Here is a 26,801-nt window from a genome sequence, read left to right as displayed (position 1 = left end):
AATTCTCCCAGGTGGTCAATCAGTCGATCGCCACCGGTATTGCCGATCAGGATATCAAGCCCGGCGCCACCAAATACCCGGTCTTCCCAGGACAGATGCGTTTCGGGGGTGTTGTTCAACCCTGCATCAGCGCTATCTGCCGATCCGAAAGCCCCGGTGTCATAGACCGAAATATCGGTACCGATGACATCATCAGCGTTCATCAGGTCATTGCCGAAGCCGCCGTAAATCCGGTCCTTACCGGTACCGCCAACGATCCAGTCATTCCCTATGTCGCCAAAGATGCGATCGTTCCCATCGCTTTCAACAGCCACTTCTTCGCCAATCGGCGTGCCATTCGGCGCGAATGCGACATAGCTGAGGACGTCTTCACCCTCATTGTCCGGCGCATTGAGGAAATACTGTTTCAGACCATCAGGTGCCCCGTCTTTCCAGACCGTACCATCATCATGGAACAGGATAACCCGGCGCGGGTCGTATTCGTCATAGAGATAGAATTCACCCGTACGCTCACGTGTTGGCGTGGGTTCGTTCCAATGCTCATCACCGTCACCAAAGAGCAGGATGTTGCCCGGGTTCCATGGGCGGGTGAAATCGGTCCGTGTCAGGCCAATCGGCTGTTTCGCATTAGGATCATCACCACTGACATCGTCGATGCCAGGTGTGTCGCCGTCACCGAACAGCAGAATATACCCTTCTGCAATCGCTTCGTGACCACCCACGGCATCATCACCAGAGCCACCGTGCAGGTAGTCGGTTCCGAGGCCACCAAAGATCACATCATCTGCGAAATAGGGGTTATGCGCTGTCGGATCGGCCGATGAGACAGGGGCAATCGACGTCGAGATCACGTCAAAGGGCGTCAAGTCGACGGCTTTAACCAGTTCATATTCGATGTTGATCGTTTCCTGCTGCACCCGACCAGGCGTGAAAATGGCTTCGTTCAGCACGTTACCCTGGCTGGTGCGGCGATCCGGGTCAGAGGTCAGCAGTTTGAGCGTTCCGTAAAGATCTTCGGAATACGCCTGACCAAAGGTCTCGCCACCGGCAAGCCCTTCGTTGCGCTGCGTGAAGATCCGGCCATCATCGCCCAGAACACCGTCGATACCGGTACCACCGGAGATCCAGTCGTTGCCCCAGCCGCCGATCAGATCGTCGTTTTCAGCGTCGCCGAAGGCAATGTCGTTGCCGCCACCCAAGTAAACGACATCGTCACCGGTTCCCCCATGCACTTCGTCGTTTCCGCCGATATCGCGCAGCGCCCAGAACCCGAACGTGTTGCGCCAGGTGTCACCATCGACCGCAAAGTTGATGTCGATGTTGGGATCCCCCGCATAGTCAGGGTTGGTGATGAAGTCGCCAGCGATGCCTTCCGGATTGTCGCCAAAAAAATCAGGACCACCCGGGCTGTAGTCAAGCTGACTGACACCGCGGACAATGATCCGTTCACCATTTTCGGAATTGTAGTCGTCATAGTCGAAGGCAAGGTAGAGACCGCCCCGCGTGTTATAAAGCGCGTCATAGAGCGGTGCGAAAACCTCGGGGTCGCTCAGGTCGATGCTGCCGTCCAACACGTCGGTGTTGTTCACGCCAACGATGCGAACGATATCAGCGTTGTCGCCGGCAATCACATCCGCATCAGCGGCATGTCTTGCAAGTGCCGATGTCGACCCATCCGGGTTCTCGGCGCTATTGCGCGCGATTTCGTCTTCTGCGCCAGAACCACCAAACAGCATGTCTTTGTGGTCCGGACGAAGATCCGGGTTGATCAGGCTGAAGAAGCTGGACGAGCCACCAACGATGTCATCCTGACCCATACCGCCAAATACGATATCGCAGCCGCCGCCACCTTCGATGTAGTCGTTGCCGTCGATACCGTTGATGTCGACGCCAGCGCTTACAACCTTCAGCGCACCAAGCGGGTCTTCAGGTCCAAGCGGGTCACGACCGGCACTTACATACCCAGTCGGAAGCACAATGCCATCGACCGTTCCGTCGCCACGGCCAGCAACAGCACCTTCGATTGTACCGTCACCCTGGATGATGTCATTGCCAAGTTGACCAAAGAGCTGGTCATGGCCACCGCCACCCGCGATCAGATCGTTTCCAAAGGTGCCCACACCGGCAAGGCCATCATTGATCTCGAATGTGTGGAATTCGGAATAGTCGATGGAATACTCGTTCCACCAGCTTGGTCCATTCGGGTCGCGATAATCGCGCGCGACGCGTTCACCGTTCTCCAGTGTCACCATCAGGACGCCGCTGCCAGTCTCGGTGATCTCATAGACCCCTGTGCTGACTTCGGTGCCATACCCATCCGACGGTGCAAGATCGGTCCGACCGTACATCAGCGTACCGGCCAGTGTCTGGAACCGAAGGCTCTCGATATCGTCGTAAAGGTTTCCGTCGATCTCGCCCATGCGGCTAAGCACAACGTTGTCGCCAAAGATCAGATCGTCGCCTTCCAGACCGTCCAGCGCATCGTTGCCCGCGCCACCGATCAGGATGTCGTTAAGCTCGGAGCCAAGGATGGTGTCATCACCACCGGTTGCGACTTCGGCTGTAACGATTGCGATTACCGTCGAAAGCTCCGTGGTCTGGATCTTTTGCGGAAGCCCGAACGGTTGGTTCGGATCAACAACAAGCTGTTCAACCTGGCCATGATCACCAAAGATGATATCCGGCGTATCGCCGTCGAACGCGGACCCATTGCCGACGATGATGTCATCGCCTGCACCAGCAATATTTACCTCGCCGCTTGTATCGACCAGACGGTCACCAAGCGGATCACTTACTGGGCTTTCATACGGTGCAAACGTGCCTTCGGCATGTGCAAGCCCTTCGACCAATGACGGCTCGGGGCTGGCGTTGATCGTGGCAACCGTCAGAGCACGGGTCAGGATATTAACGTTAAAGCCGCTGTCACCATAGATATGGTCTGTCCCGGCCTGACCGATAATCGTGTCATTGCCCGAACCACCGGCCAGATGGTCACCAGTTTGGGACCCGATAATCAAGTCATCACCCATACCGCCATAGGCGATGATGCCGACGCTCTTATAGATGCCATTGGCAGCGTCATCAGCGAAGAGAGCCGAAGCGTCGATGATGTCGTGACCGTGAAGGTCAAACGGGTTGGCGACTGCAAAGATGAACTCATCATCTTCGTTTTCTCCGTCCGGAAGCGTCGGGAACGGATCAAACGGTTTCTCACCAAACTCAATGCCATAGGGATCGTTCGGATCACCCGAATACCACACGCCGTCCTGGCTTGTATCACCGTAGATGACCAGTGGGCTTTCAGGGCCTGCGCCACCGGTGACGATGAAGTGATCGCCGCCTTTGCGCTGCTCTCCAGCTGTTGTCCAGTCATAGGTCGTGATAGTCAGCGTCGCGCCGCCATCGTCGCCGCCACAGTTGGCCAGCGCCGCATCCAGAAGAACCAGAGTTTTGTCATCCGGAAGGATATCGGCGATCGTGAACGCACCGGCATAGCCGTCGATGAAGAGAACACCACCAGCAACGAACCCAAGTCCGGACCAGGTTTGGTCCTCATTCAGCGTCACGATGGTTTCAAGTTCACCAGTAGAGGTGCTTCCTGCAACAACCTCGACTTCGACTGTTACATTGACCGTCACCGTGACCTCATTGGCCTCGACTTTGCTGATGAGGAACAGCTCCTCAGGATGGCTGCTGATCGTTACAGTATCAACGTCGGCGTAGCCCATCAGGGACCCATCGTTCGGAGCGCTCAGAACCAGCAAGGAGTCTTCACCCCAGCTGGCAAACGTTGGTGTGACGCCGTAGTCACTGGCAACCGCATCCCGGATGTTCTCAATCGTACGCGTGAAGCTCTCACCTTCCAGCTGGATCAAATCGCCAACGGCAAAGTCGGCTTCGACAAAGCTACGTCCATCCAGACGCGCTGCGTCTGTATTGTCACCCACTGTGTCCAGATTGAATTTTCCCAGCACATCGACATACAGGTTGCCGCCGCCGTGAAGCACAGTCAGCCCGCCATGGCTGCCTTGGACCCAGAACGTGTCCGAAAGCTCGGTCAACCCGTCAAGGCCCGTGCCTTCAACCACGATCTTCAAGTTGTCGTCGCTAAGTTCAACAATGCGATACTCGCGGCTTTCGTCGCCGATACCAACATGGATCAGGTGACCTTCCAGGAAGCCCGCCTCGGTCCAGTCTGCAGCACCGGTGGTGCCGTCATTGGTGTTCCAACGCAGCGTTGCACCCGCAGATGTCGCGGCAAGAACGTCAACTGTCAGAAGCTCGATGACATCTTGATCCACTGCGACCAGCTTGGTCGAACCGCTGAAGTCAACGCCCGCAGGCAATGTCGTCGCGCTGAGGATCAGAAGCGAGTTGTCGGACGGATCACGATAGGGTTCGTCCGTCTTCGGATCGATATCCGTCGGGGCATAGGCCAAAGCGTCTTCAATGCCGATGACATGTCCCAGATATACCTGAGTCCCATTGTCAGCCACCGCAAAGACGGACTGACCGACAAGGAATCCCTCGCCTTTCCAGTTAAAGCCTTCTCGCGTGATGACCAGTTGACCTTGGAACTCGGGCTGGTTGTCGTAAAGGAAGTCAAAATCACGATCAGACCATTCGGCAATCGCCGCGAACTCGTTCTCGGCCGAGACCGCGGGCGCGGGGTTAAGCGTGCCTTCGACTTCGACCAGGTCATTGCCTTCGCCAAGCATGACGTTGACAACTTCAACCGTGCTGACCTGGTTGTCGTTTGTCACACCGCTAGCACCAAAGTTCACTTTGCCAAAGCTGACGCCGCCAGGGAAGGTCAGGGTCGTGCCCTGTTCGCTTTCAGAGCCCTCGCCAAAGAGCGGTCCTGTGACATTGGGGAAGACCAGATCCGGTCCCATACCAAAGCCCGTCAGGGTGGTTTCGGTCAGAACGCCAGATGTGTCGGCCTTCGATCCATCGTTGAAGATGTTCAGAACGTCGATCTGCTGGCTTTCCGGCGGTTGCGCGCTGATGGCGATCAGGAAGCTGTCTTCCTCGCCCGGCAGTTTGACACCGTTGGTAAGCGAGCGGTCGGCACCGGACGGGCCACCTTCGACAGCCAGCGGACCACGAAGATCGCTCAGGCGGTGCGCCTTGACCGGGAAGATTTTGACACCTTCGCGGGTGGTCGGCACTTCGTAATGGGGATCAGCCGTCAGCTCGATCTCCTGAAGCATGTAGTAGTCTGCCGTCGTGAACACCGCATTTGCAGCAATCCGCGTTACGGATACCTGATCATCGGCGGCATCAGTCAGCCAAGCAGCGCTTGAAACATCCGCGTTCGGGTCAAGGGTGAACTGGATCGTATGATCCTGCGAGTCGTTGAAGCCGCGGATAATCGCAATCTTGGCTTCGATTTCGTTCACACCATCCGAGATACGGACCCACTGGCCTTCCAGGAAACCTTCTTTAAGCCAGCCTTGCACTTTTTCATTTCCGGCTCCGAAGGCTTCGGTCCGGACAAGTGCCGGTGCACCATCCACCGTGGTGTAGGACACAGTACCAGTCCACATGTCCCGTTCAGCCAGACGCGACAGGACGACCTCGTCCAGGACTTCGACGGCCGAAATCGGTCCGCCGACAGTGTCCAGATCGCTTTGCACCAATGTGAGCACGTGATCCGTGACCGAAAGAACCTCGAAGTCGCCATCCGCGATACCAGAGACACTGATCCGGATCAGGTCCTTTGCGTCCCAGCCTTCAGAAACAAAGCTTCCGAAATCTTCGCCGGTTCCGCGTGTCAATGTCGCGTTGGCGCCTGTGTCATCAAATATGATCGATCCAACGAACACTTGCGAAGCCCGCGGGCCGCCGACTTCGACGTAGTCATCAAGGGTGACACTTACGCCATTGATGCTTGTGACATTCGCAAGACCATCCGTCACGACCGCTACGTTAACATCCGCAGTCGGCGCTTTCGTCAGACGCAGGTTGTATGTGTCCGGGACGGATTCGTCTGCCACAGTGCCCAGATCATCAGGGATCAGCACCGTATCGCGACCGCTGATCAGAACAACCGAACCGGCTGTGTCGTTATCGATTACTTCGATATCCAACAGCCCGGTGCCGGAGCGCAGGTTCGGGAACACATAATCGTTGTTCGCATCAACCGTAATTGGCCCTGTCGGCGCATCACGCGTCACAGAGACACCCGTCAGATCGGTCGGCGTAATACCGGATCCGTCGACATCAAGGATCAGGGTCAAGCCAGCTTTGTCGAACCCTTTGATGACGCCGCCCGTGATCCCTGACGCCCCAGTAATGGTTACCGTTTCGCCAACCTCAAAGCCGCTGGATATCCAGCCACCGGAGGTCAGGCTAAATGCAGCAAACTCAGTGACACCCTCGTCATCAGACCAGGCAGTAAGCTCCATATCGGCCGTGATCGACGCAAGGTTCCGGCCAAAGCCGATGACGGCTGTTTGAGGGTCTTCTCTAGCGTCATCATTCTCTGCCAGAATTGTGACAAGGACAGCTTGATCCCAATTGCTTGCATCGAAGGAAATCGTGTTCGTTGCAGCATCAAAGCGACCAGTTCCACCATCGCTCAGTTCGATGGCTTTGTCCGTCAGATCGGTCAGCCCGAGGTCCCCGTACAGCCCACCAAGGTTCAGTTTGATAACGACTGTATCGCCAGCTTCCGGCGCTTTTTGCAACTGAACCAGAATTTGGTCGGTCAGTTCCGTTCCGCCACTGGTGCCTTCGACAACCAGACTGCGGGCGTCTTCGACAAAATCGGTAACGATGCCCCCAACGATGGTTGCCGAACCGTTTTCGATTTCGGTCACAAGAACGCCGGGCGTGTCGTTGTCGCGGACTTCCACTTCGACGTTGCGCACGTCGATGGCATCATAGTCCGCCGCGTTGGAAATCACCGAATGCTGAACCACTGTGATCCGGTCGCCCTCGGCGCGCAGATCATCAACAGCCAGAAGATCAACAGTTTGCGCTATATGCCAGTTATCTTTGGTAAATTTCAGGACCACTGCACGGTTCGGAACGTAAAGTGTGGTGCCGTCCATAACAATTTCGCGAAGGAAATCTTCATCTACCATCTGGTTCGTTAGGGCCAGATAGTCGACACCAAGGATGCTGGCCTGAGCAACGGTATCAGACGTCGTGTCACCAGAGGACATCAAGAGGCTGTCCCCCTTGCCGCCGGGCAAGCCATCATTCGGCAAGGTGCCGTCTTGTTCTTCCTGCGGCGAACGGGCACCCGACACGGTCACGTAAACCACGTCGTCATCCGTCAACGCGCGGGCAAGACGAACGGTATAGCTGTCGGTTTCGCGAGACGCGTCGCCTTCACGCACAGCCGTAAAGCCGTCTGTGCCTTCGTCGATGACAACAAGGCCTTCGCCGTCGGTGGTGACGTTGTATTGCAGCCCATCGATGACAGATCCGTCATAGAGGTAATCATCAGAAACCACGATGTGGTCCGCAGCACCGGAAACACCTTCCAGTTCGCGTGTGATGATGTCTTCCTGAACATCGCCAGCGACGTTGATGATATCAGACCCCAGACCGCCAATGACGCGGTATGCGACGCCGAAGGCTGTCGAGCGGACGTAGAATTTGTCATCACCTTCCAGCCCGTCAACCTCGACCACTTCCACGGTCGAATAGCGCACATTCAGGCCTGCGCCGAAGATGCCCTGGTCGGTAATCGCAATGTCATCGGCAAATTCTGTGCCCAGGATGACAAGCTTGTCAAAGCCGGTTCCGCCTTCGACCGACACCGGGGCATTGATGTTGTAACGCACCTCATCCTGGCCACCGCCAGCGCGGATATCCGGAGCTTGCGCGACCGAGAAGCCCAACCCGATCTGCGGGCTGGCAACGCCATCTTCGTCCAGAACGATGATGTCGTCCTTCGTATGGCCAACAGTGATAAAGGCGTCGAGGAAATTGATGCCGCCGTCACCATTGCGATCAGTGGTGTATCCGGCCCCACCGTCAGACAGCAGTGCCTTCAGCTCAACTGCGTCCGCGCGGCCAACAAATGCAAGATCGCCATTTGCATCGATCTCGTTCAGAAGGTCCACAGCGGCCTGAAGGTCGGCAATGTCAATCGAGCCGTCTTCGTTCCAGTCATAATCCGTCGTTGCCGAAATTGCGAAGGCGCGAACGATAAACAGGTCGTTGTCATCATCGCCTTCCAGCCGCAATTCAGACTGGTTGGAATAGACGCGGAATTCATCGTTGCCGCCACCGCCTTGCGCCAGAAGCGGCGCTGAGGACCCACGGCTGAGCCAGCCGCGTGTTGTCGGTTTGAGATCAGGGAAGACATCCTGCGCCAGCAGGTTTCCGTCCGCTTCGTTACGGTTTTCACCAAAGATCTGACCGATCTGGAAGACGTCATTGCCTTCGCCACCGTCAATCGTCGTGATGACCGTCGTATCGTCCGAGTAGAAGTGGTCGTTACCACCCTGCCCTTCGATCGTCAGACGACCGTTCAGACCGCTGTCGTAGGAAATGCGCTGCACTTTGGCGCTGTCGAAGGTTTCCGGCAGAACATCCTGATACCCATCAAGTGTGCCATGCAACAGCGCGACATATCCGGGGCGATCCGCCACTTCGCCAGGCAATTCAGCTGCCGTACGCAGAAGGAAGATATCGTCATTGGGATCGTCAACACCATTCAATTCGCTGTTAAAGCCGTAGATGAACGCTTCGTCCACACCATCGTCCTCTTCCCCAGTGTCGAGGATGTTGATGATGTAATTCCGCTCATCGTCCTGACTGCCCAGCGTGAACACTTCGTAAGTATCCGTGTCGGACTGCCCGTCAAGCGTGAGCGTTTGACCGGCCAGAACCGAGAGTTCAACGGTCGTGCCGTCCACAATGCTTTGCGTATCATAGGGTTCGGTCGCATAGGTGATCGTCGTGATCGCAGGCGAGGTTTGTGTCGCTGTATCCTGCAGATAATAAACAACAAAGCTGTCCTGCCCGTCATCACGGGCATCAGGCGTTGCATAATCACCTGTCACAGCATCGGCAGAACCATAGGCCCGCGTTTCCGAACCAAGGTAGATGTAGCCATCATTACCCCAGGCGATCTGACCCGTTGATCCTCCGGTATCACCGAACTGAATGAGGTCCACATCGGTATTGCCGAAAACCCTGGTGATCCCATCCGCAGAACCGTCAGTCTGGATGTCACCGTCTGTGCCCCAGGGCCGCCATGTGCCAATCGGAGCGCTTCGGGTGGTTCCCGTCGGGGTGCTGGGCGAGCCCGGAACGCGGTTGCCCAGCGTAACCATGACGGCACCTGCGATGATCTGACCGCGCAGCACGGCGCTGGCGCCATAATCTTCGTCGGTGTTGGACAAGTCGCCTTCGTCATCCACAAAGATGTCGATGCCCTCAGCCGCCACAATCGCACTGTTTTCGTGGGATGCAAAATCATCCCCCACGCGCAGTTCGACATAACCTGCCTCGGCAAGGATCAAACCATGCGGCAGCGGCCGCAACGAGTCATCATGACCGCCAGGCGCAACATCATTGGTTTCAGCAAAGCGGGCTGATCCATCTTTGATCAACAACAGATCCTGGTTCTGGCTGTTGTCATTTGCTTCACGGACCACAAGGACGATGTCACCTAGGTAGCTGTGACCAAGCGCAAGGCGCAATTCTTCGTCGGTTTCGGTGACAACCACATCGCCATCGGCCTCAAGTCCCACGTCGTCAATGTTCGCGATCAAAGACGCATTCGTACTGAGATCAAAGCGGCTATTGATTTCAAACGCATTGGCCTTCGTACCGATCGATCCGCCATTTGCGTCCAGATCAATGGACCGGGCAATGATATTTGCGGCTGTCGCATCGTCACCATTTGCATCAAGGATCGAACCCGACGTCGTTCTCAGGCTGACATCATGGCTGGTCGAAACGAGATAGACTCTCAGGTCGCCCGACACCTCGTCGATGAAGATGCCATCGGTTCTTGTGGCCGGTGCGGCGTCATAGGCCCGCAGGACACCTGTCGCGTTGTCGGAATTGGCGACATTGATTTCAAGGAAGTTCCCGATTTCGCCGATACCACCGGCTGCACCGCTATCATACACCACCGGTGTCACGATCTGTGCGGATACGTCACTTGGATCCGGATTGACAAATCCGGGCGCCACGTTGCCCACCGAACCGGACGCAGACACCATCGTTATGTTGCGGCCTGAGACATCTGCCGCGTTGGTGTTGTCATCGTTATTCGCATCAATAATCGACATCGGCGAATACAGCAAAACGTCCGAACCGGTCGATCGGACTTCTTCCAGCCGCATGTGGCCGGTCACTTCGGTCAGCGTGATGTAGCCATCAGTTACGACCGTAATGTCTCCATCATTGTAGTTCAGGCCGTCATTCGCGATTTCGGTGAGGGCAAGGACATTGATCAAGGGCTGACCGGCAGTGGTGTTGGCAGCTTTGACAATGATGTCACCGTTTGCATCGGCGGTTGTGTATGCGCCGTCGCCAGCTTGCAAGCCCGCCAGAATGCGATCTTTCGAAGCTCGCTCCAGACCACGGAAATCATAGGTGGTCACGGCAATCGGCGTGCTGACAAGGCTGTCCCCAACGAAACCTTCGATGGGACCGATATATGAATTGAACCCGCTATCGGGATCGAAGAAGAATTCGAAGTGGTTGCTTGAGTCCGGGTTGGTCGGAGATGTGGCCGAAGGATTGTCGTCCCACTCAACCGCGATACCCACGCGGCCAGCGACGCTGCTCTGGTGCAGGCTTTGCTGCAGAAGAACGTCTGCCGTATTGCCCGCGGCGATGCGGTCAACGTTAACAATATACTCGCCAGCGGCCGCGCCTTCGCGTTTCAAGGCCCGCAGATCAAGGTCAATATTGTCGGCGGCATCAATGGTGATCGCTTCCACAACTGTGAAGGTGTGATCGTCCGACAAATTGGCACCCAAAACAAGGTCTTCTGCCGCGCCACCAGGGGTCAAAAACAATTGCAGCGACTGGCCGTCTTCGCTGACCAGAGCATAGTAGTATGCCCCGTTGGTCAGGCCGATATCGGCATTGGACGACGTATACTGAATCAATTGGCCATCGACGAATTTGCTGCCTTGGCCCAGGAAGATCGTGTCGCTCAAGGCGCTGACCTGGCTGGTTCTGAAGGACAGGCTTTCGGGCAGACCCGCAACGCTGACCAAATCAACATTCAGGCGCTCGCTGTTCGAGCCAACATCGTTTGCCGCGTCGACATTCAGGATGTTGGTGATGATCAACGATTGTCGGCCAACAGGCGACGTCACGCCGCGATCTTTGCCAGAGAGGATAGAGCCAAAGCCTCCTCCACCGGTGTTGACGATGGACGTTGTGCCTATCGGATTGTTGATCGTACCATCGATGATGATGTTGCTGTTACCGGTGTTGATGATCTCGATCAGCGTCGGCGCGACCTCGGCATTGATTGTAAAGGTCAACGGTGCCGTATGGGACGGGTTGAGCCACACCAGAGGCTTGTCGCTTGACTGAACATCGATGTTGTTGATCTCGATATCGCGGTCCGAGGCATTTGTGATCCGCACACGTTCCAGCGTTTCACGGAAGGTCCAAACACCGTTGGAGCCGTCCATATAAGCCGAGTCAAAGGCGACGTCGCCCGGACCCGGGTTGCCGATGTCGTTGACGACAATCAGGTCACTTTGGATTTGACCGGCATCAAGCCGCGAGTTCGAACCCTGAGCGCGGTCATCGATTGTGACATTGATCGCTTTTTGAATGAAACCACGGTCATCGATGAGCACGTCCCGGACGACATCCAGCTCGGGCGAACGTCCTGATAAGATCGTCACGTCGCTATCGAAATCGATATCTTCGTCAAAGTCTGTGCTGTGATCGCCATGTGAATCCGAACCACCAGATGCCAGCGAGCGTTTCGAATGTCGCGCGCTGTTTCCAACTTCCGTGTGTCCACCGTTCGAAGTGGTCACATAGAACGCGAGGCGGAACTTGCCATTCTGGAATTGCGCCAGTTCGGTGAAGTCACCGTCTGGGTTCGCAACACCCGGGGTTTGCAGTTCGATCCGGGGGCCAGCCGTAACCTCGGCGTTATCAAAGCCCCTGACCAGACCATCCAGATCCTGCTGAACGGTCGTATCCGAACTGACATACCCAAACAGACCCGAGGAACGGGTATAGGCCGATGCCGTGGTCCGGACATCATCAAACGAGGTGATGAAATCGACACCACGGTAGCCAATGACTTCGGCATCCGTGTTCACGGTTATGACGTTATCTGCCTGATACTTGGCCGTCGCATCTGCGGTGCCTTCGGAATAGAACCCGCCGCCGCGCGCATCTGAAGAAGCATTGACGTTGGTTGTCCAGCCCGAATTACCGTCGGTGACGTCGCCAACAGTTGATTTCAGTATCACCTCTTGCGCTTCAAGTTTGGCCCGTGTGCCGATTGAAACATCTGCGCGCGCGCTGTCTGTGATGAAGTCCGAGCGGCCATCTGCGTCGCCGCCGAAACCATTGCCGCGAGCGGTCGAAGTTGACTTGCCGCGGACGGCACCTGAAACGGCCAGCTTGGCCAGGTTTCCGACCAGAACAACGGCATCATCACCGATGATCGCGTCGACATTATAGTCAAGGTTGATGCGGCTGTCGGCGTCTGCGACACCTACAAAGCCACCGGTTTTGGAGGTTGCCGAACTGTCGCTGCTGGCATCTGCCGCTGCATTTATCCGGAGATCACGACCTGCGATGATCTGGCTATTGGCGCCAATAAGCGCGTTGCTTGTCAGAACGGTCGTTGTCCGCGAGTCGACATTGCCCACGGCCACAAACCCACCGGACCCGTTTGTCGTGCTAACGGTTTGGTGGACATCAGCCAGCGTGGTGATGGTTACATCCTGACCGGCACGCAGGAAGTCCGCGTTGATCGCGCCACTTACGTTGGAGGTCGAGGTCAAGTCGGCGCTGTTTTGCTTCACACCAACGATCGAACCGCTCGACCCTTTTGCGGTTGCCGATGAGATACCGTCACCAGACTGCGGCGCGAACAGGCTCAGCGGAACACCACCTGGCCCAAACAACGTGCCGCCACTGGCGAAACTGGTCAGGTCAATCCGAAGATCATGGGTCCCCGGACCGGCACTGATGTCTTCGGCAAGTGCCCCAATAAGGTGTTGGGTGACGCCCCCGGCATTGACCACAAGATCAAGCCGCGCGCCGCCCGGGGTCAGGGAGAGCCCGAATTCCGTGCTGCTGACATAGTCGACATAGTAGGTTTGACCAGAAACAAGATCCACCAGACCGCCGTCGCTGTATTGCATGGGAAGATCGGCCAAGCGGATCAGCGAGTGGGTGTCGGAATTGCCCGGATCCGTCAGGTTGCCCGGCAGGTGATCATCCGCGGTGGTCAAATTATCGAACGGATAGCCCTTGTTCGGTGTCAGTGCGATGATTTCGGTGTCGAAGCTGTCGACGTCGCTGGAGCTGGCCTGCACACTTGCATTTGCATGGGGACCGGCCACCAGCCCTGCGTCCGTGCGGCTTAACCGGATCGTGTCACCACTGATGGCATCAATCACGGCCGTTCCACCAAGCGGCAGACCAGACAGATCAATGCTATCGCCAACAATAAAGCTTGACACGGAGTTCCAATTGGTTCCGCCACCCAACTTCAACGTTACATAGTCGGTTGAGCTTACGTTTTGGTATCCAACCGTCATCGACTGGTCGACACGATTGAAGTAGCTGAGGTTACCGCTAAGCACGATCTCAGACGCCGAGAGGCTGCTGATTGTGTAGGTGTCGTTATTGCCAGCACTGCCGGTGATTATGATCTCTTCACCAGCCTTAAAGCCGTCATCAATCCAGCTGCCGGCATCATCTCTGATAATGCGATCCGTGCCACCGTCATTCACATAGTACACGCTAACGTTTTCAGCAAAGGCGCGTTTGAGCGCAATGGTGCTGTCGTTGATCTTGACCACGCGGTAGAGCGTGTCCTGCGCCAAACCGCCAATCGGCGTCGCGCCGATATCGTCGAAGCTTTCGGTTGAATCATCAACAAAATCTAAGCGGTACAGAATGATATCGTTGGTTTCCAACCCATGGCTGAACGGCTGGCCTTCGCTGTTCGAACCGTCGGTGATCGCGAAACGGATATAGTCGTTGTCAATCGTTGAAAGGTTGAGGTAGCCGCCGGAAATCGTATTGCTTGAGCTGACGTCCACCTGGCGGTCTGTAAAGACCAGCGCCTCGGGTGCCACATAGGTAACCGCCTGATCATCCCCGAAGCCGTGGGTGAACCCGAATATGGTGTTGTTCTGGCTTGCATCCGCGTCAGCAATGTCATCGACGCTCGAAGGCAAAAAGGATTTGAAGGCACTATCCGGGTTAAGCGCAATTGCCTGACTTGTCGTCAGCTTGATCGTCAGAGCATCCACCACGATGACGTAGTAGGCCGCCTCATCCGTCAAACCGGGCAAATCGGTGCTGTCGGTGCGGTAAATCACTTTATCACCGGCACGGAAGCCATGCTCGGATTCGAAGGTAATTTCCTCAGTCAGCGGATTGACCGTCGCGCCGTCGAACTCGGCGCCCAGGGCGATGGTATTGGCATCAATATAGATGGTCGAATATTCACGATCAAAGTACTCGATCGTATCCACCCCGTTCGAGTTCGTAATCGTTTCGGCAACCGATCCGTCGAGCCCGCCAATGACACCGCCATTATCGACGTATTCGACAAGCTGGCCTGTTTCGAGACCATGTGCTGTAACAGTCAGCGTATCATCATCAATGCTGATACCGTCGATGCTAAAGGTCGGGACAACGCCCGTGCCGGGTGTTGCCGATGCGTCAAGCGCAACAGTGCCTTCGGCGTCAACAACGGCTCCGCTGTCGATGGTCGCTTTGACCACGGGCTGAAGACGCGCAACGGCAAATGACCCACCTACATCGACGCCACCGCCAGAGGAGCCTTTGGTATAGGCATCGGCCTGCGGCTTGGCGCCTGCGGTGACAGTGATATTACCGGTACCGCCGTTGTCATCGGTCACAAGGATCGAGGTATTGCCGCCAATATAGGCATTGGCCGCAACATAATTGCTGTCCAGAGTGAAGCTGCTGTCGGAATCGCTGAGCGGATCCCAGTTGCTGCTGTTCTCCTTGGCGTTGGCATAGGCCACTGACGTATTCGAAGCCGAAGACACCAGACCGCCTGAGGCGGATTCCGTTTTAGCGTTTGCGGTGTCGTTTGTTGTTGCAACGATCCCGATGCCGCCGACAACAATATTCGGCGTTGTAGAGGCGCTGCCTGTCGACGTGATACCCGCTGTCGAAGACCCGTTGGCTTCGGCATAGGTGTCGGTTTCGCCAACACTGACGATAATGCCGACATTCAGGCTTTCGACGTCCGCATCAGCGTCGTTTTTCGCTTTGGCAGAAATGCTTAGCGTGCCGTCAAGCGTCACGTTGGCATCGCCTTCAAGATAACTGTTGAGCGTCGGCGATGCGATTGCACGCGCCTCAGTGAACTGGAAGCCCAAAGCGGAAACCTTGCCCGCTTCGCTGTAAGCTTTCGATTTACGGCCTGCGGCCACGTCGAAGTTGTGAAGGGCACTGATGTCGAGCGTTGAGCCGCCGACAGTCGCACCGCTTTCCACGAAAGCAGACAGCGTCGGAGACACCACACTTGTCACTTCCATCGAGCCGACACCGGCAAGAGACCCGGCCTTGGCCGACCCGGATGCATCCGCCCTGCCGTCGGAAACGGCATGGACCTTGATATCACCGGCAACCGTACTCGTCGCATCTTCGCCGATCGATGCCTCGACCACCGGGGTGACTTCGGCTTTCGAAATGGGAATTGTGACTTCGATCAAACCACCGCCTGCAGCTTCGGCGCTTGCTACGGCATCAGAGACAACAACCGCTTTGACGGTCACATTCTGACCGCCCACGATGTCACCATTCATTTTCGCCTTAACGCTTCCGTGCGACTTGGCCGTGGCAATCGAAGCACCGACAGCCAAAGCGCCGAGGGAGAATGCGAACGCCTTGGCTTCAGTGAAGAATGCGCCATGCGCATCAACCAGCACGTCCCCAGCACCCGTATTGATGGCACCAAAGGTCGTATCGTCGGCATCAGCCGTAATTATGGCAACCACATTGGTATGATCCTCGGCAGTCGGCACCGAGCCCTGGCCGGAGAACAAACCGCCGCCTCCAGCACCGGTTTCGACGAAAATACCGCGACCGCCATCTTTCGTGATGGTCCCGTTTGCAGCGCGTGAGTGGTTATAAAGGGCGACGACATCCAACCCTTCGCTATCGGACTTCAGGTTGTTGCCGACACGGGCGCGCACATCAGACGCGAAATCCGCACGGCCAAGTGTAACACCCGCTGCCGCGACACCGGCAGTGATGCCGACAATATCGACGTCAGCTTTGTGCGACGCGCGGGCCTCGACAGTGATCTGACCATCGGAGTCGATTTCAACGTTGTCACCAATTTCAGCGCGAACTTTGGACTCGTTGTCGACGAAGACAAAGTTGAACGACCCGGCAAAGCCCCCTGCGGCGCCAGCATGAAGGTCAACATCAAAGTCGATTGTGGAGTTCGCCTTGACCGAAATATCGCCCACTTCATGCGGGACGGACACAGGGTCCTCGCCCGGAGCGGCAGGCAATTCCGTCGCCAGGCCAATATCAACGTTATCACCAATGCGCGCATGCGTTTCGATTGTGCTGGCATTGCCATCATCAGCGCTGATTTTGCTGAAGCCGACACCAATCGCGACCCCACCAACTTGAAGGCCGACAACATGGGACGTGAAGTCCTGATCGGTGTTTGCAAAAATCGACAAGCTGTTGGCGTCACGAATTACGGTGTTGTTGGACACCTCTGCCAGCAAGGTACTGTTATCGTTTATGACTGTGACAGCACCACCCAGAGCGGCAAGACCACCCGAGCCCACGAAAGCAGTATAATCAAGATCACGTTTGCCGAAGCCACCAACTGTGATGTCACCCCCAGCAGTGATCGTTCCACCCAGCTTGGCTTGAACCTTGCTGGTGACATTCAATACGGTGACAGCCGCACCCGCGCTGACCACGCCGACCCCGACGGCACCGTCCAGAACTTTGACAGTAATTTCTTCCGACGCATCAACGTTGACGTCATCGCCAGCGTTGATGATGACACCGCCCTCGACGATGGCATTAACGCCGCGCTGCGGCCCGACAGAAGACGCGGTAAGCGAGCTGTTCATATCCGCGCCGGTAAAGCTGTTTTCATCCGCCCCAAGGGTCAGGGCCGTCGCATCAAGAAGCTTACCTGCCCTGTCATCAGCCGAGTTTTCATCAATGCCTGCATGAGAAGAGTCATCCATGCTCGACAAGCCGGTGTTGACGTCATCAGACGTGTCATCAAGGTTACCTTGGGTTGCGGACGATGCGTTGTTGGCATCGCCGTCATCCTCAAGGGCGTCTTGCGATGTGTTTACGTTATCTCCGCCAGTATTTTCGCTTTCGGAGTTGTCATAGGACGACCCGAAGTCCTCACCGATCGACCAGACATTGATCGATGCCGCAAGGCCAACGACACCACCTGCACCGGCGATCGTGTAGCCTTCAAGATTGCGCTTGGCCAGCGCGTTGACGCTCAGATCTGTTTTGGTGTTCAGAACCGTGCCCGCACCGATCGAGGCGTTCACGTCGTTCTTCATCGTGCCAAAGCTGACCGCCCCGGCAATGCCTGCAATGCCGACGCCGACACTACCGGCAGCGTCGACCAGGCTTACAGCATTGGTTGCGCCCACATAGACGCCTTGATCAATTGTATCAGCAGTTTCGGAATTGCGTGTGTTGATTTGTGCGTTTTCGCCAATGCGCGCGGTTGCGTCGCTGTCGATCAAACTCACGGTCACGGCACCCGCAACACCGGCGTAAATACCGCCAGCCGCCGCAACGCCGATGTTGAGAAGACTTTCAGTGCTGTCCGCCTGAACGATCAGGCCATGAGCGGTGGCTCGGTTGAAGCTGCCGTCACTTTCTTTCAGGCCGTCGATAAGCACACCATCAATGCCGATGCCCCCATTACCGCCAGCATCGATTATCGCGTTGTCGCCAATCGTTGCGGTAGTGTCTTTGTCAAACAACATGACCCCGACACCGGCCCCAACGCCGCCGCCGCCGATACCGACGGCCACAGCCCCGGATACCATGAGCATAGAACTGTCATCCTGAGCGCGAACCACGACATCGCCGCCCGCCTCGATATCCGTGACGTTCAGAGCCGAGCTATAGACTGTTGCAGAGGTCACATCGGTCAACTTCACGACACTGACGCCGCCGCCGACGGACCCAGTCCCGCTAAGCGCCAAACCGAAGGAAACAACAACGAAATCGGATCGCGACTTTGCGTCTACGATCACATCGTTGGACGCATCGATTGTTGAGCCTGCACCAACCCATGCCTTGGTCGTGAGACCGACGACCGAAACATCCACACCCGGAGCTGCTGCTGCGGTTCCCGCGAAGGCCGCGCCAACCCCAACACCGACATGATTGAAATCAGATGCCGCGCCTACAATCACAGACTGTCCTGCGGTCGCGGTCCCATCGTGTTGGTTGATCGATGCACCGGCACCAATGAAACTGGAGGTATCTGAATTGACGACATTCACAGCCGCACCAACAGCAACGCCAACGGAGCTGCCCCCCGCGCCGCTGATTGCGAAGGTTTCAACGTCATCCTTGGCCGTGGCAGAAACCGCGACACCTTGGAAATTGTGATCGGTCGCCGCTAGGGAGACCCGTTTTTTGGTCAAGCCCTGCGCATCTTCGTTTGAGGAATCTTCGATCCCGTCGCCGTCATAATCGCTTTGGACTTGCCCGGTGAGTTCAGCATTCTGGCCGACTCCAACTTCAAGGTCATCCTTGCTGGGCGCATTTGTACGAAGGGCGTTCTTTGTCGGAGCTGTTGCTGCGCTGGCTTCAAATGCGCTGTCATCCATCGCTGCGGTTTCAGCTTGGTAAGAGGTGTTATAGGCGCCGGTTCTGGCCTCGAGGGACTTGTTCCCAAGGCCCGTTACTTCAGATCGCGCGCCAATGAAGGCCTCTGTCACTTTGTTGACCACTGCAACACCAGCTGCAACGCCAACACCGGCGCTGCCACTGATTGCAATTCCGCCAACAATCAGATCAAGTTCGGTTTCATCAACCGCTTCGACACGGACCGATCCCTGCGCGTTGATGTCCGCGCCTTCAAGCGCGTTATCATAATTCGCGGGGTTGTCATAAAGCCGTTGTTCATCGCCAATATATGCGCGGGTTGTCAGGCCCAGGACGAACACATCCGCCGTCAGGTTGACCGCCGCGGATGTTGATGCCGACGCGGACGCCGACACGGTCGAGATGTCTTCGATGCTATCCGCATCAACAGTGACATTGCCATCGACGCTGGCATCGACGTCATTGTCGATAAAGGCGGTTGTCGTCTTGGTCAGAACGTGGACATTCACCCCTGCCCCAACGCCCGCACCACCGGCAGACGCGGCTACCGACCCTGCGATGGCGAGCATGTCGGTCGTATCCGATGCCTTCACTGTGACATCGGGCGAGTCGTCAGCGCTTTGTGCTGTGATCGTTGTGCCGCGCCCGATCGATGCTTCGGTCGTTTCCGTCAGGACCGAGACGATGACAGAGCCGCCAACAGCAGCGCCGCTGGTGGAAACGCCGGCCGCCGCAGCGATCATTTTCAAGGTGTCCGTCGAGGTGGCGCCGACCGTCAATCCAACGTCGCCACCGGTAATCAGCTGAGCGTTGCCTTCGACGATCGCTTTGACCGTATCTTCGTGAATAAGCGTGGTGTTAGACACACCCGCGCCCGCGCCACCCAGGCTAAATGCGACACCACCGGCAAGCATGAAGATATCGGCGTCGCCTTCGGCCAGAATCGACACATTCCCACGCGCATCAAGCACGGTGTTATTCGCTTCTTCGCTTCCACCGTTTTTCACTATGGCTGAGGTGTCCGTGAAGAACACAACAACGCCGATCGAGGCCGCAACTGCGGTCCCGCCGCCGCTTGCTCCGAAGGTTGCGGCGATTGATGTAACCGTATCGGTACTGTCAGCCTTGACCAGGATATCACCGGTTCCGGCCACAAGGTCGGCACGCGACCCGATTTGTGCCAGGGTGTCACGTGTGATGACGTTCACATCAAGTCCGATGCCTACACCACTGTTACCCAAAGAGATTCCGAGTCCACCAGCACCAGTGAAGATTTCCAGAACATCGGTCGCCTTCACTGTGACGCTGTCGGCAGCATCAAGCATGGCGTTCGTTCCGATGGTGGATTTCGTCTCCATCAACACCACGTTGACGTTAACCGACCCACCAACTGCCGTGCCGCTGTTGCCGGCTGCAGTGCCCGAAGCAAAGCTGGAGAACGGCAACTCTACTGACGTGAGGATATCATCGGCTATTGAATTTTCGTCTGTCCCATCATCCAGAAGCTGCAGCGTATCGGTCTTGGGCAGAAGCTTCGCATCCGAAACAACCTCAACAGATCCACCACCCTGAGCGATCAGAGACGCGCTGCTCCCGACATCAACTTTGGTGTCGAAGTTGTTGAAAATATTGACTGCAATGGCCAAGCCAACGCCCGTGCCACCTTTAAAGCTCAGCGCGGCGCCCCCAGCAAGGTTCTGCACCTCGTTATAAGAACTGGCGCTAACGACAACGTCACCGGACGTCGCCGTCAGGGCCGCGTTGTTGCCAATATCAATGTCCGTTTGAATGTCGACATAGTTGACCGCAATACCACCTGCAATCGAGGTGTTGCCGGTCGCGGAACCGGCAAGAGCTTGAACCTGGAAGGTGTTGGGGTCATTCACATCGGGCGTCGCAGCACGAACTTCAACGCTGCTCCCGGTCAGAACAACACCGGTGTCTTCTATATCGACCTCGTTTTTCAGGTCTGCAATGTTCACGCCAATCGCAGCAGATACTGCATTGGAATTGTTGGTGGCAACGGCCTTTGAGTTCGCGATCGCCCGTGTATCCACGGCCATATCGGCCGCCACAGTGACAGCCCCGGTTCCAGTGATGGATGTCCCAGTCTTGATTGTCGCGGTGTTATCGAGGTCAAGGTAGTTCACGACAACCGCCGCCGCGACTTTCGTTCCCGCCTTGCCGCCGGTCAGTTTGCCGGACTGGGCCGATGAATTGCTGTCTGCCTGCGTCAGCGACCCATCGGTGACGTTGCTGTCCCCATTTGCGGTGGGTGTCGCCGTGCCGCCGGATTGATCCTTGGCAAAGTTCGAATTGTCCGTGGTTTCCTGATCCGATGTTCCCTTGCTGCTGGACTGACCTTCCGCGCCGGCTTTGGCTTCGGATGTCACGTTCACATCAGAATCAGCGATGATCTGAACTGTCCCGGCCCCGGACGCATCACGTCCTGCAAGCGCGTCTGTATCGACTTGTACGATATTGAGTGCCAACGAGATGCCTATGCCGGTTTTACCCCCGGAAACTTCGCCATCAGATGTAGTGGTGACCGTGCCGTCATGCTCGGCTTTGACGCGGAAATCGCCGCCGCCAAGACCAATGGCACCATCACCCAGGGCTTGCGTGCCCGTCGATGCTTCGGTGCCATTTTCCACATAGGCAACAGCAACTGCGCCACCGATATTGGTGGCTGCGGAGCCTTGCGAACCGGCTTTCGCATCGGTCGTGACGGTGTTGTCACTTTTCGCATCGATAGTAACGCCGTTTGTGGTGCCGGTTACCGACACTCCGTCTTCAAATCGGGCCCGTGTCTCATCAAGTGAGATTCCGAGCGCAATGGAAATCCCGGCGCTAAAGCCGCCGCTTGTGCCGGATTTTTTCTTGGCTTGTGATGACCCAACAGCGTTGGTTTTGTTCTCGATGTTGCTTGTTGCATCCAGATCAACCGACCCGCCATTCAATGTGAGGCTTGCAGCTCCGTCATCAACCAGATTCTGATCGGCGCCAAAGATCGCCTCGGTGGTGGTGTCCGCCAGGCTCAGGGCAAACGAGCCGGCGACACCGGTGCTGCCGCTGGAGGCACCAGAATTGGCCTCGGCTTCATATGTGTGTTTGTCATCGCCACCAGCAAGCACGCGCATCGTTGAACCAAGGGACAGCCCATCCGCCGTAATGGAGGTGCCGTCGCCAACAATGGCCCGGTTCGACAGGATGCCAACGTTGATCGCGACCGCGATACCGACAGAGGTTCCCCCTGCCTTGGTTTTGGCGCTTCCATCCGCTTTGGTAGTCGCGGTTTGATTGGCACTGGTGGTTACCGAAACCACGCCCGTTCCCGCATCGTCGTTGTTGTTATCAGCAATGATGGTCAAATCGTCTGCCACCGAGGCCGAGGCCGTCAGGTTGGCCACATTAACGCCGATTGCAGCGGCCACAGAAACCGAATTTCCGTTTTTGGTCGCACTTTTCGATCCGGTCAGCGTTTTACCACCTGTCGAGGTGTTCGATTTGCTCTGGCCGGCTGCCGTTGCTTCGTTCTTTTGCTGATCCGCTGTTGTTTTGCTTGTTTTGGTTTTGTCGGAGCCATCTGCGGACGCAAAGACCTCCATCGTGGACGAACTGTCTGCGTCAGCGCTCAGTTTGACGGACCCATCGGCGGTTACATCGCGTTCCAGCGACACGCTGCCAATGTCATCGACATAGGACACGCCAATTGTGAACCCAACGGCCGTTCCCGTTCCTTTGACGCGACTATCTGCTTTGGCGACAGTTTCACCGGAATGGTCGGCAGAGGCATCCAGTGTGCCGCCAAGCGTCAATGTTCCACCGGTTCCTACACGCGCTATTGTCTCGCGGTTCATAACGGCGATGGTAAGCGATCCCGCACCTGTGGTGCCGCCGCCAGTCGAGCCTGATTTCGCAAAAATTTGGGTTTCGTGATCACCCAGAGCGTCCAGGGTCAGGTCGTTCGCACCAACCAGAATAGCGCCATCAGCGACCTCAGACTCGGTGTGGATGTCTTCGACACCAATCGCGATTGAAACGCCAACACCAGTCGTGTTCGCGCCCCCACCAAGAGTGGTGGTTGCCCCGGCGGCAACGGCGTCAGTCACGGCATCTGCGGTACTCGCTGTGCCGTCACGTGTCGGCGCATTGGATTTGGATTCGGCATCCAGCACAACGTCACCACTGCCGGTAATCGTGGTGTCCGACCCGCTTTCAAGCGCTGCGCGCGTATCCAGATCGGTAATCGACAGCGCAAAAGAGCCCGCCACACCAGTATCCACAGAGCCAGACACGCCCGAAAGAGCAGATGCGCCCGAGCTGTGCGTGGTGTCGCCAGCAACATCACGCATCTTGGCAGACAGCGTGACGCCATCGCTTCCTAGATTAAGGTCAGCCCCGGTCGCCACGGTGGCCGTGTTGCTCATTTCACCGACGTTGATCGCAACCGCGATCCCCACGCCCGTTCCTGAACCGGCTGTTGCCGTGCCGTCTGCAACGGCGTCGGCTTCCATGTTGTTCGTTGATTGAAGAACGACACCGGTTGCGTCGATCGTGACGTCTTCGATCTCGGTCGTTGCTTCGGTATTCGTGACGTTCAGGGACAACGCCGCAGCGACGCTGACATTGCCACCGCCGCTACCGGTGGCCGTCGTGTCTTTGCCACCCTTCTTGTTGTTCAGGTCCGTGCCGCTTTTGGTTCCGGCGAAATTCTCTTGATCACTGGCTTGCGAGTTGGCGTTCTTGCCGCCCTTGTTCGCCTGCTCACCCGCCGCGGTTGCAACCGATTGTGCAACTGACTTGCTGGCGTTATCTGCCTTGAGCGTGACCTTGCCACCACTATCCAAATCGCGTCGCGCCTTGGACGAGGCGCGGTTGTCGACAAAGGCCAATGCGATACCGGCACCGATTGCCGTCGCACCGCCTGAAACCTCGCCCCCGGCCAGGGTCAGGCTCGCGCCCGTGTTATCTGCAGAGGACGATATCTCACCGGTCGTGACCAGCTTGCCACTTGTTCCCAGATCGGCGGTGGTCAAGTTATCAACGATCGCAATTGCGACAGCGCCGCCAATGGTGGTCCCATTGCCGGAGCCCGATCCGCTGGCGCCTGCCTTCGCAGTTGTCGCATCGGTATGATTGCCCGTCGCCATCAGGGATAGCGCGTCAAGGTTCGAGGCCGCACCGCCGGTGTAACCCGCATCGTCAAGCGCACCGCCCTGGATTTCGGCACGTGTCGTATTCACACCTTTGTAAAGGACAAACGCCGCACCAATCCCAAGGCTGGCAGTACCGCCCTTGGTGTCTTCGTTCGGGGTCGCACTGGAGGTCACATTTGTCGTGCTGCTGGCGACGAGAGACAGATTTGCACCGTTGAATTCAATTAGCGCGCCATCAAGGACAAGCGATTCAACATCCGTGGTGACAAAATGCAGGATCAACGCACCGGCCACACTGGTTTTCGAGGGATTGCCTGCGCCGGAAACCGTGGTCAGGCTGTAGCCTCCGGACCCGTCCAGGGTCGCGGTCGCGGTGACGCTTTCGGTGTTATAAGATGTCGTGCCGTCAAGGTGCGTCGAGACATCGGCCTCAACAACGCCAACACCAACCGCGATGCCGACACCTGTGGCCGTCTCACCTGTGTTTATGCCACTTGCCGACGATGTAACTGTATCGGTTTGAAGCGCTTTCAGGCTGACACTGCCAGCCGCTTGGGTGGAAATGCTCCCGCCCGTATCAATAAGGACAGATGTCTCAGGCAGATAAATCGACACCACAACAGCGCCCGCAAAAGAAACGCTACCACCGGTCGAGGATTCAGCCTTGTCGATATTTTTGCCATCTTTGTTCGGGTCGTCCAGGCGTGCCTCGGATTCCTGATCACCGTTCGTACTGGCGTCAGACCCACCCGATGTTGAGGTGGCGGTCGTTGTCAGCGTGCTGTTGGTGGTCGCCCCCAACGCGATACTTGTCGGCGCGACGCTTCCCCCAAGATCAGCACTATCGCTGACCTTGACTGACGTTTCCACGTCTGCAGCTGTCACCGCGACAGTAGCACCCGCGGTGCCCCCCGAACCGTCCGCTTCGGTGGTTGAAACCAACGTAGATGTCGCAAGGATATCCACAGTGGCACCAGCATCAACAGTGGACGAGCCGAACAGACCGATCTCGGACTTTGTAAACAGGGTCGTCAGTGCAATGGCGGCATCAACCTTGGTGTCGGTGTCCGATCCATCCGCCTCGTCTTCGCCGGTCACAGTCACGGTTACGGCTGTATCCAGGTCAACGGACCCACTTGCCGACAAAACGCCCGCAGTCAGATCGTCACCCAAGGTTCCCAAGGTAATCGCGGCTTTTGGCAAGCCGATGATGATTGACCCGCCAATCGGCCCCAGACTGAAGCTTGTTGCTGCCACATCGACAACTGCCGACGCGGTCATGACAATGTCACCGGCGGTCGATGTGACGCCGCCCAGCACACTGATCTCGGCGTAAGGTGCCGCAAGAATGAAACCGTCAACAGGTCCGGTCGGGATCAACCCGTTGCCCTGAGCCGACGCGTTGAAGTTGACCGAACCGCCGGTCACTGACCCTCCTTCTGCAACGGTAATCGTCTCGGCATTGATCGCGATCGTTCCGGTCGTGGTCAGGCTTCCGGCGAAGGCGACTTCATCAAGACCATCTTCTCCGTCAATCAGCAGATTGGCAGCGCCAAGGTCGATCGTGCCTTCCAGCGTAATCAAATCACCGTCAAGGAATTGATTGGGGTCGATCCCAGCGAGTTCAGGAACGACGGGCAAAAGATCCGCCAGAAGCGGGGGAATGCCTTGATCATCGCCAAGCGTGATCGTCAAACTGGACGTCGGGACGACAAAGGCCACCTGTTCAAACGTCGCAACCAATTCATTGTTCGCAACGGTAATTTCGTTTCCGCTTTGGCGAACAACGGCGTTGTCAGAAACAGCCGAAAGATCGACAACGATGTCAGCAGCGGACCCCGATACGGTAACAGGCTCTAGGCCGGTGAAGGCCAATGCCTCGCCGTCCACAACCACTTCGCCAGACGTCGGACCCGTCGCGATGTATTCGACTGTGGTTGCCGATCCGGTATCAAGGTTCAACGTATCGTATCCAGCGTCACCGCCATCGAGACCACCGTCAAGACCACCTCCGGCAGACACATTGAAGGTGTCTTCGGTTCCGGCGGAACCTTCCAGGGTTTCAACGGCAACAAACCGCAAACCTTTTACGCCGCCGGAATTCTGTCCGTCAACAAACCACTCAGTGTCTTCTGCTGGACCCGCGAGCGTGTCATCGCCAAGCCCGCCATCAAAGAGGATGGAAACGCCAGCCGGGAAATTACCGGCAACATCAAGCGTCAGGCGGTCCGCCCCATCGGTGCCGTAGATCGTCAGATCTGTTGTATCTGCCAGGGCCTTTTCATGTACCAGATCGCCGGTTTCATCGTCGTAGATTTTGAACGCCAGGGCAGTCGCATCAAATTCCAACGTCCAGCTGTCACCGCCGCTACCATCGATGTCCGACATGGGGATAAGGTCGGCCGACAGAAGATAGCGAGGCTCAAGAGGTTCAAGGGAGACAGCCGAAACCTTAACAGGCACACGACCAGCTTGGGCGTCACGGAATGTTCGCAATAGACGGTGCCGCGATTCAGCTGACAGCCAAGATCGTCGAGAGCGCGACGACTTCACTTCACCTTCATTAACTTTTTCGGCACCAGTAAAAAACGACTTCGCGAGAAATGGAAATGCCAT

The 26,801-nt window shown here is 56.8% G+C and carries 1 protein-coding gene (only partly in view); it reads right to left on the bottom strand.

What is annotated here, in order from left to right; genetic code table 11:
* A protein-coding gene (locus BUC32_RS16015; RefSeq protein ID WP_073255189.1) for an LEPR-XLL domain-containing protein crosses the window boundary here: on the bottom strand, positions 1 to 26,801 show its 5' portion. 2,164 nt of this gene lie to the left of the window's left edge; the window shows 26,801 of its 28,965 coding nt (coding positions 1–26,801); the start codon lies at positions 26,799 to 26,801; the stop codon falls past the left edge of the window.

Origin of the sequence: Shimia gijangensis (genome assembly GCF_900142085.1) — a bacterium.
GTDB classification, from domain to species: domain Bacteria; phylum Pseudomonadota; class Alphaproteobacteria; order Rhodobacterales; family Rhodobacteraceae; genus Shimia; species Shimia gijangensis.
This window is presented reverse-complemented; position numbering and strand designations above follow the sequence as displayed.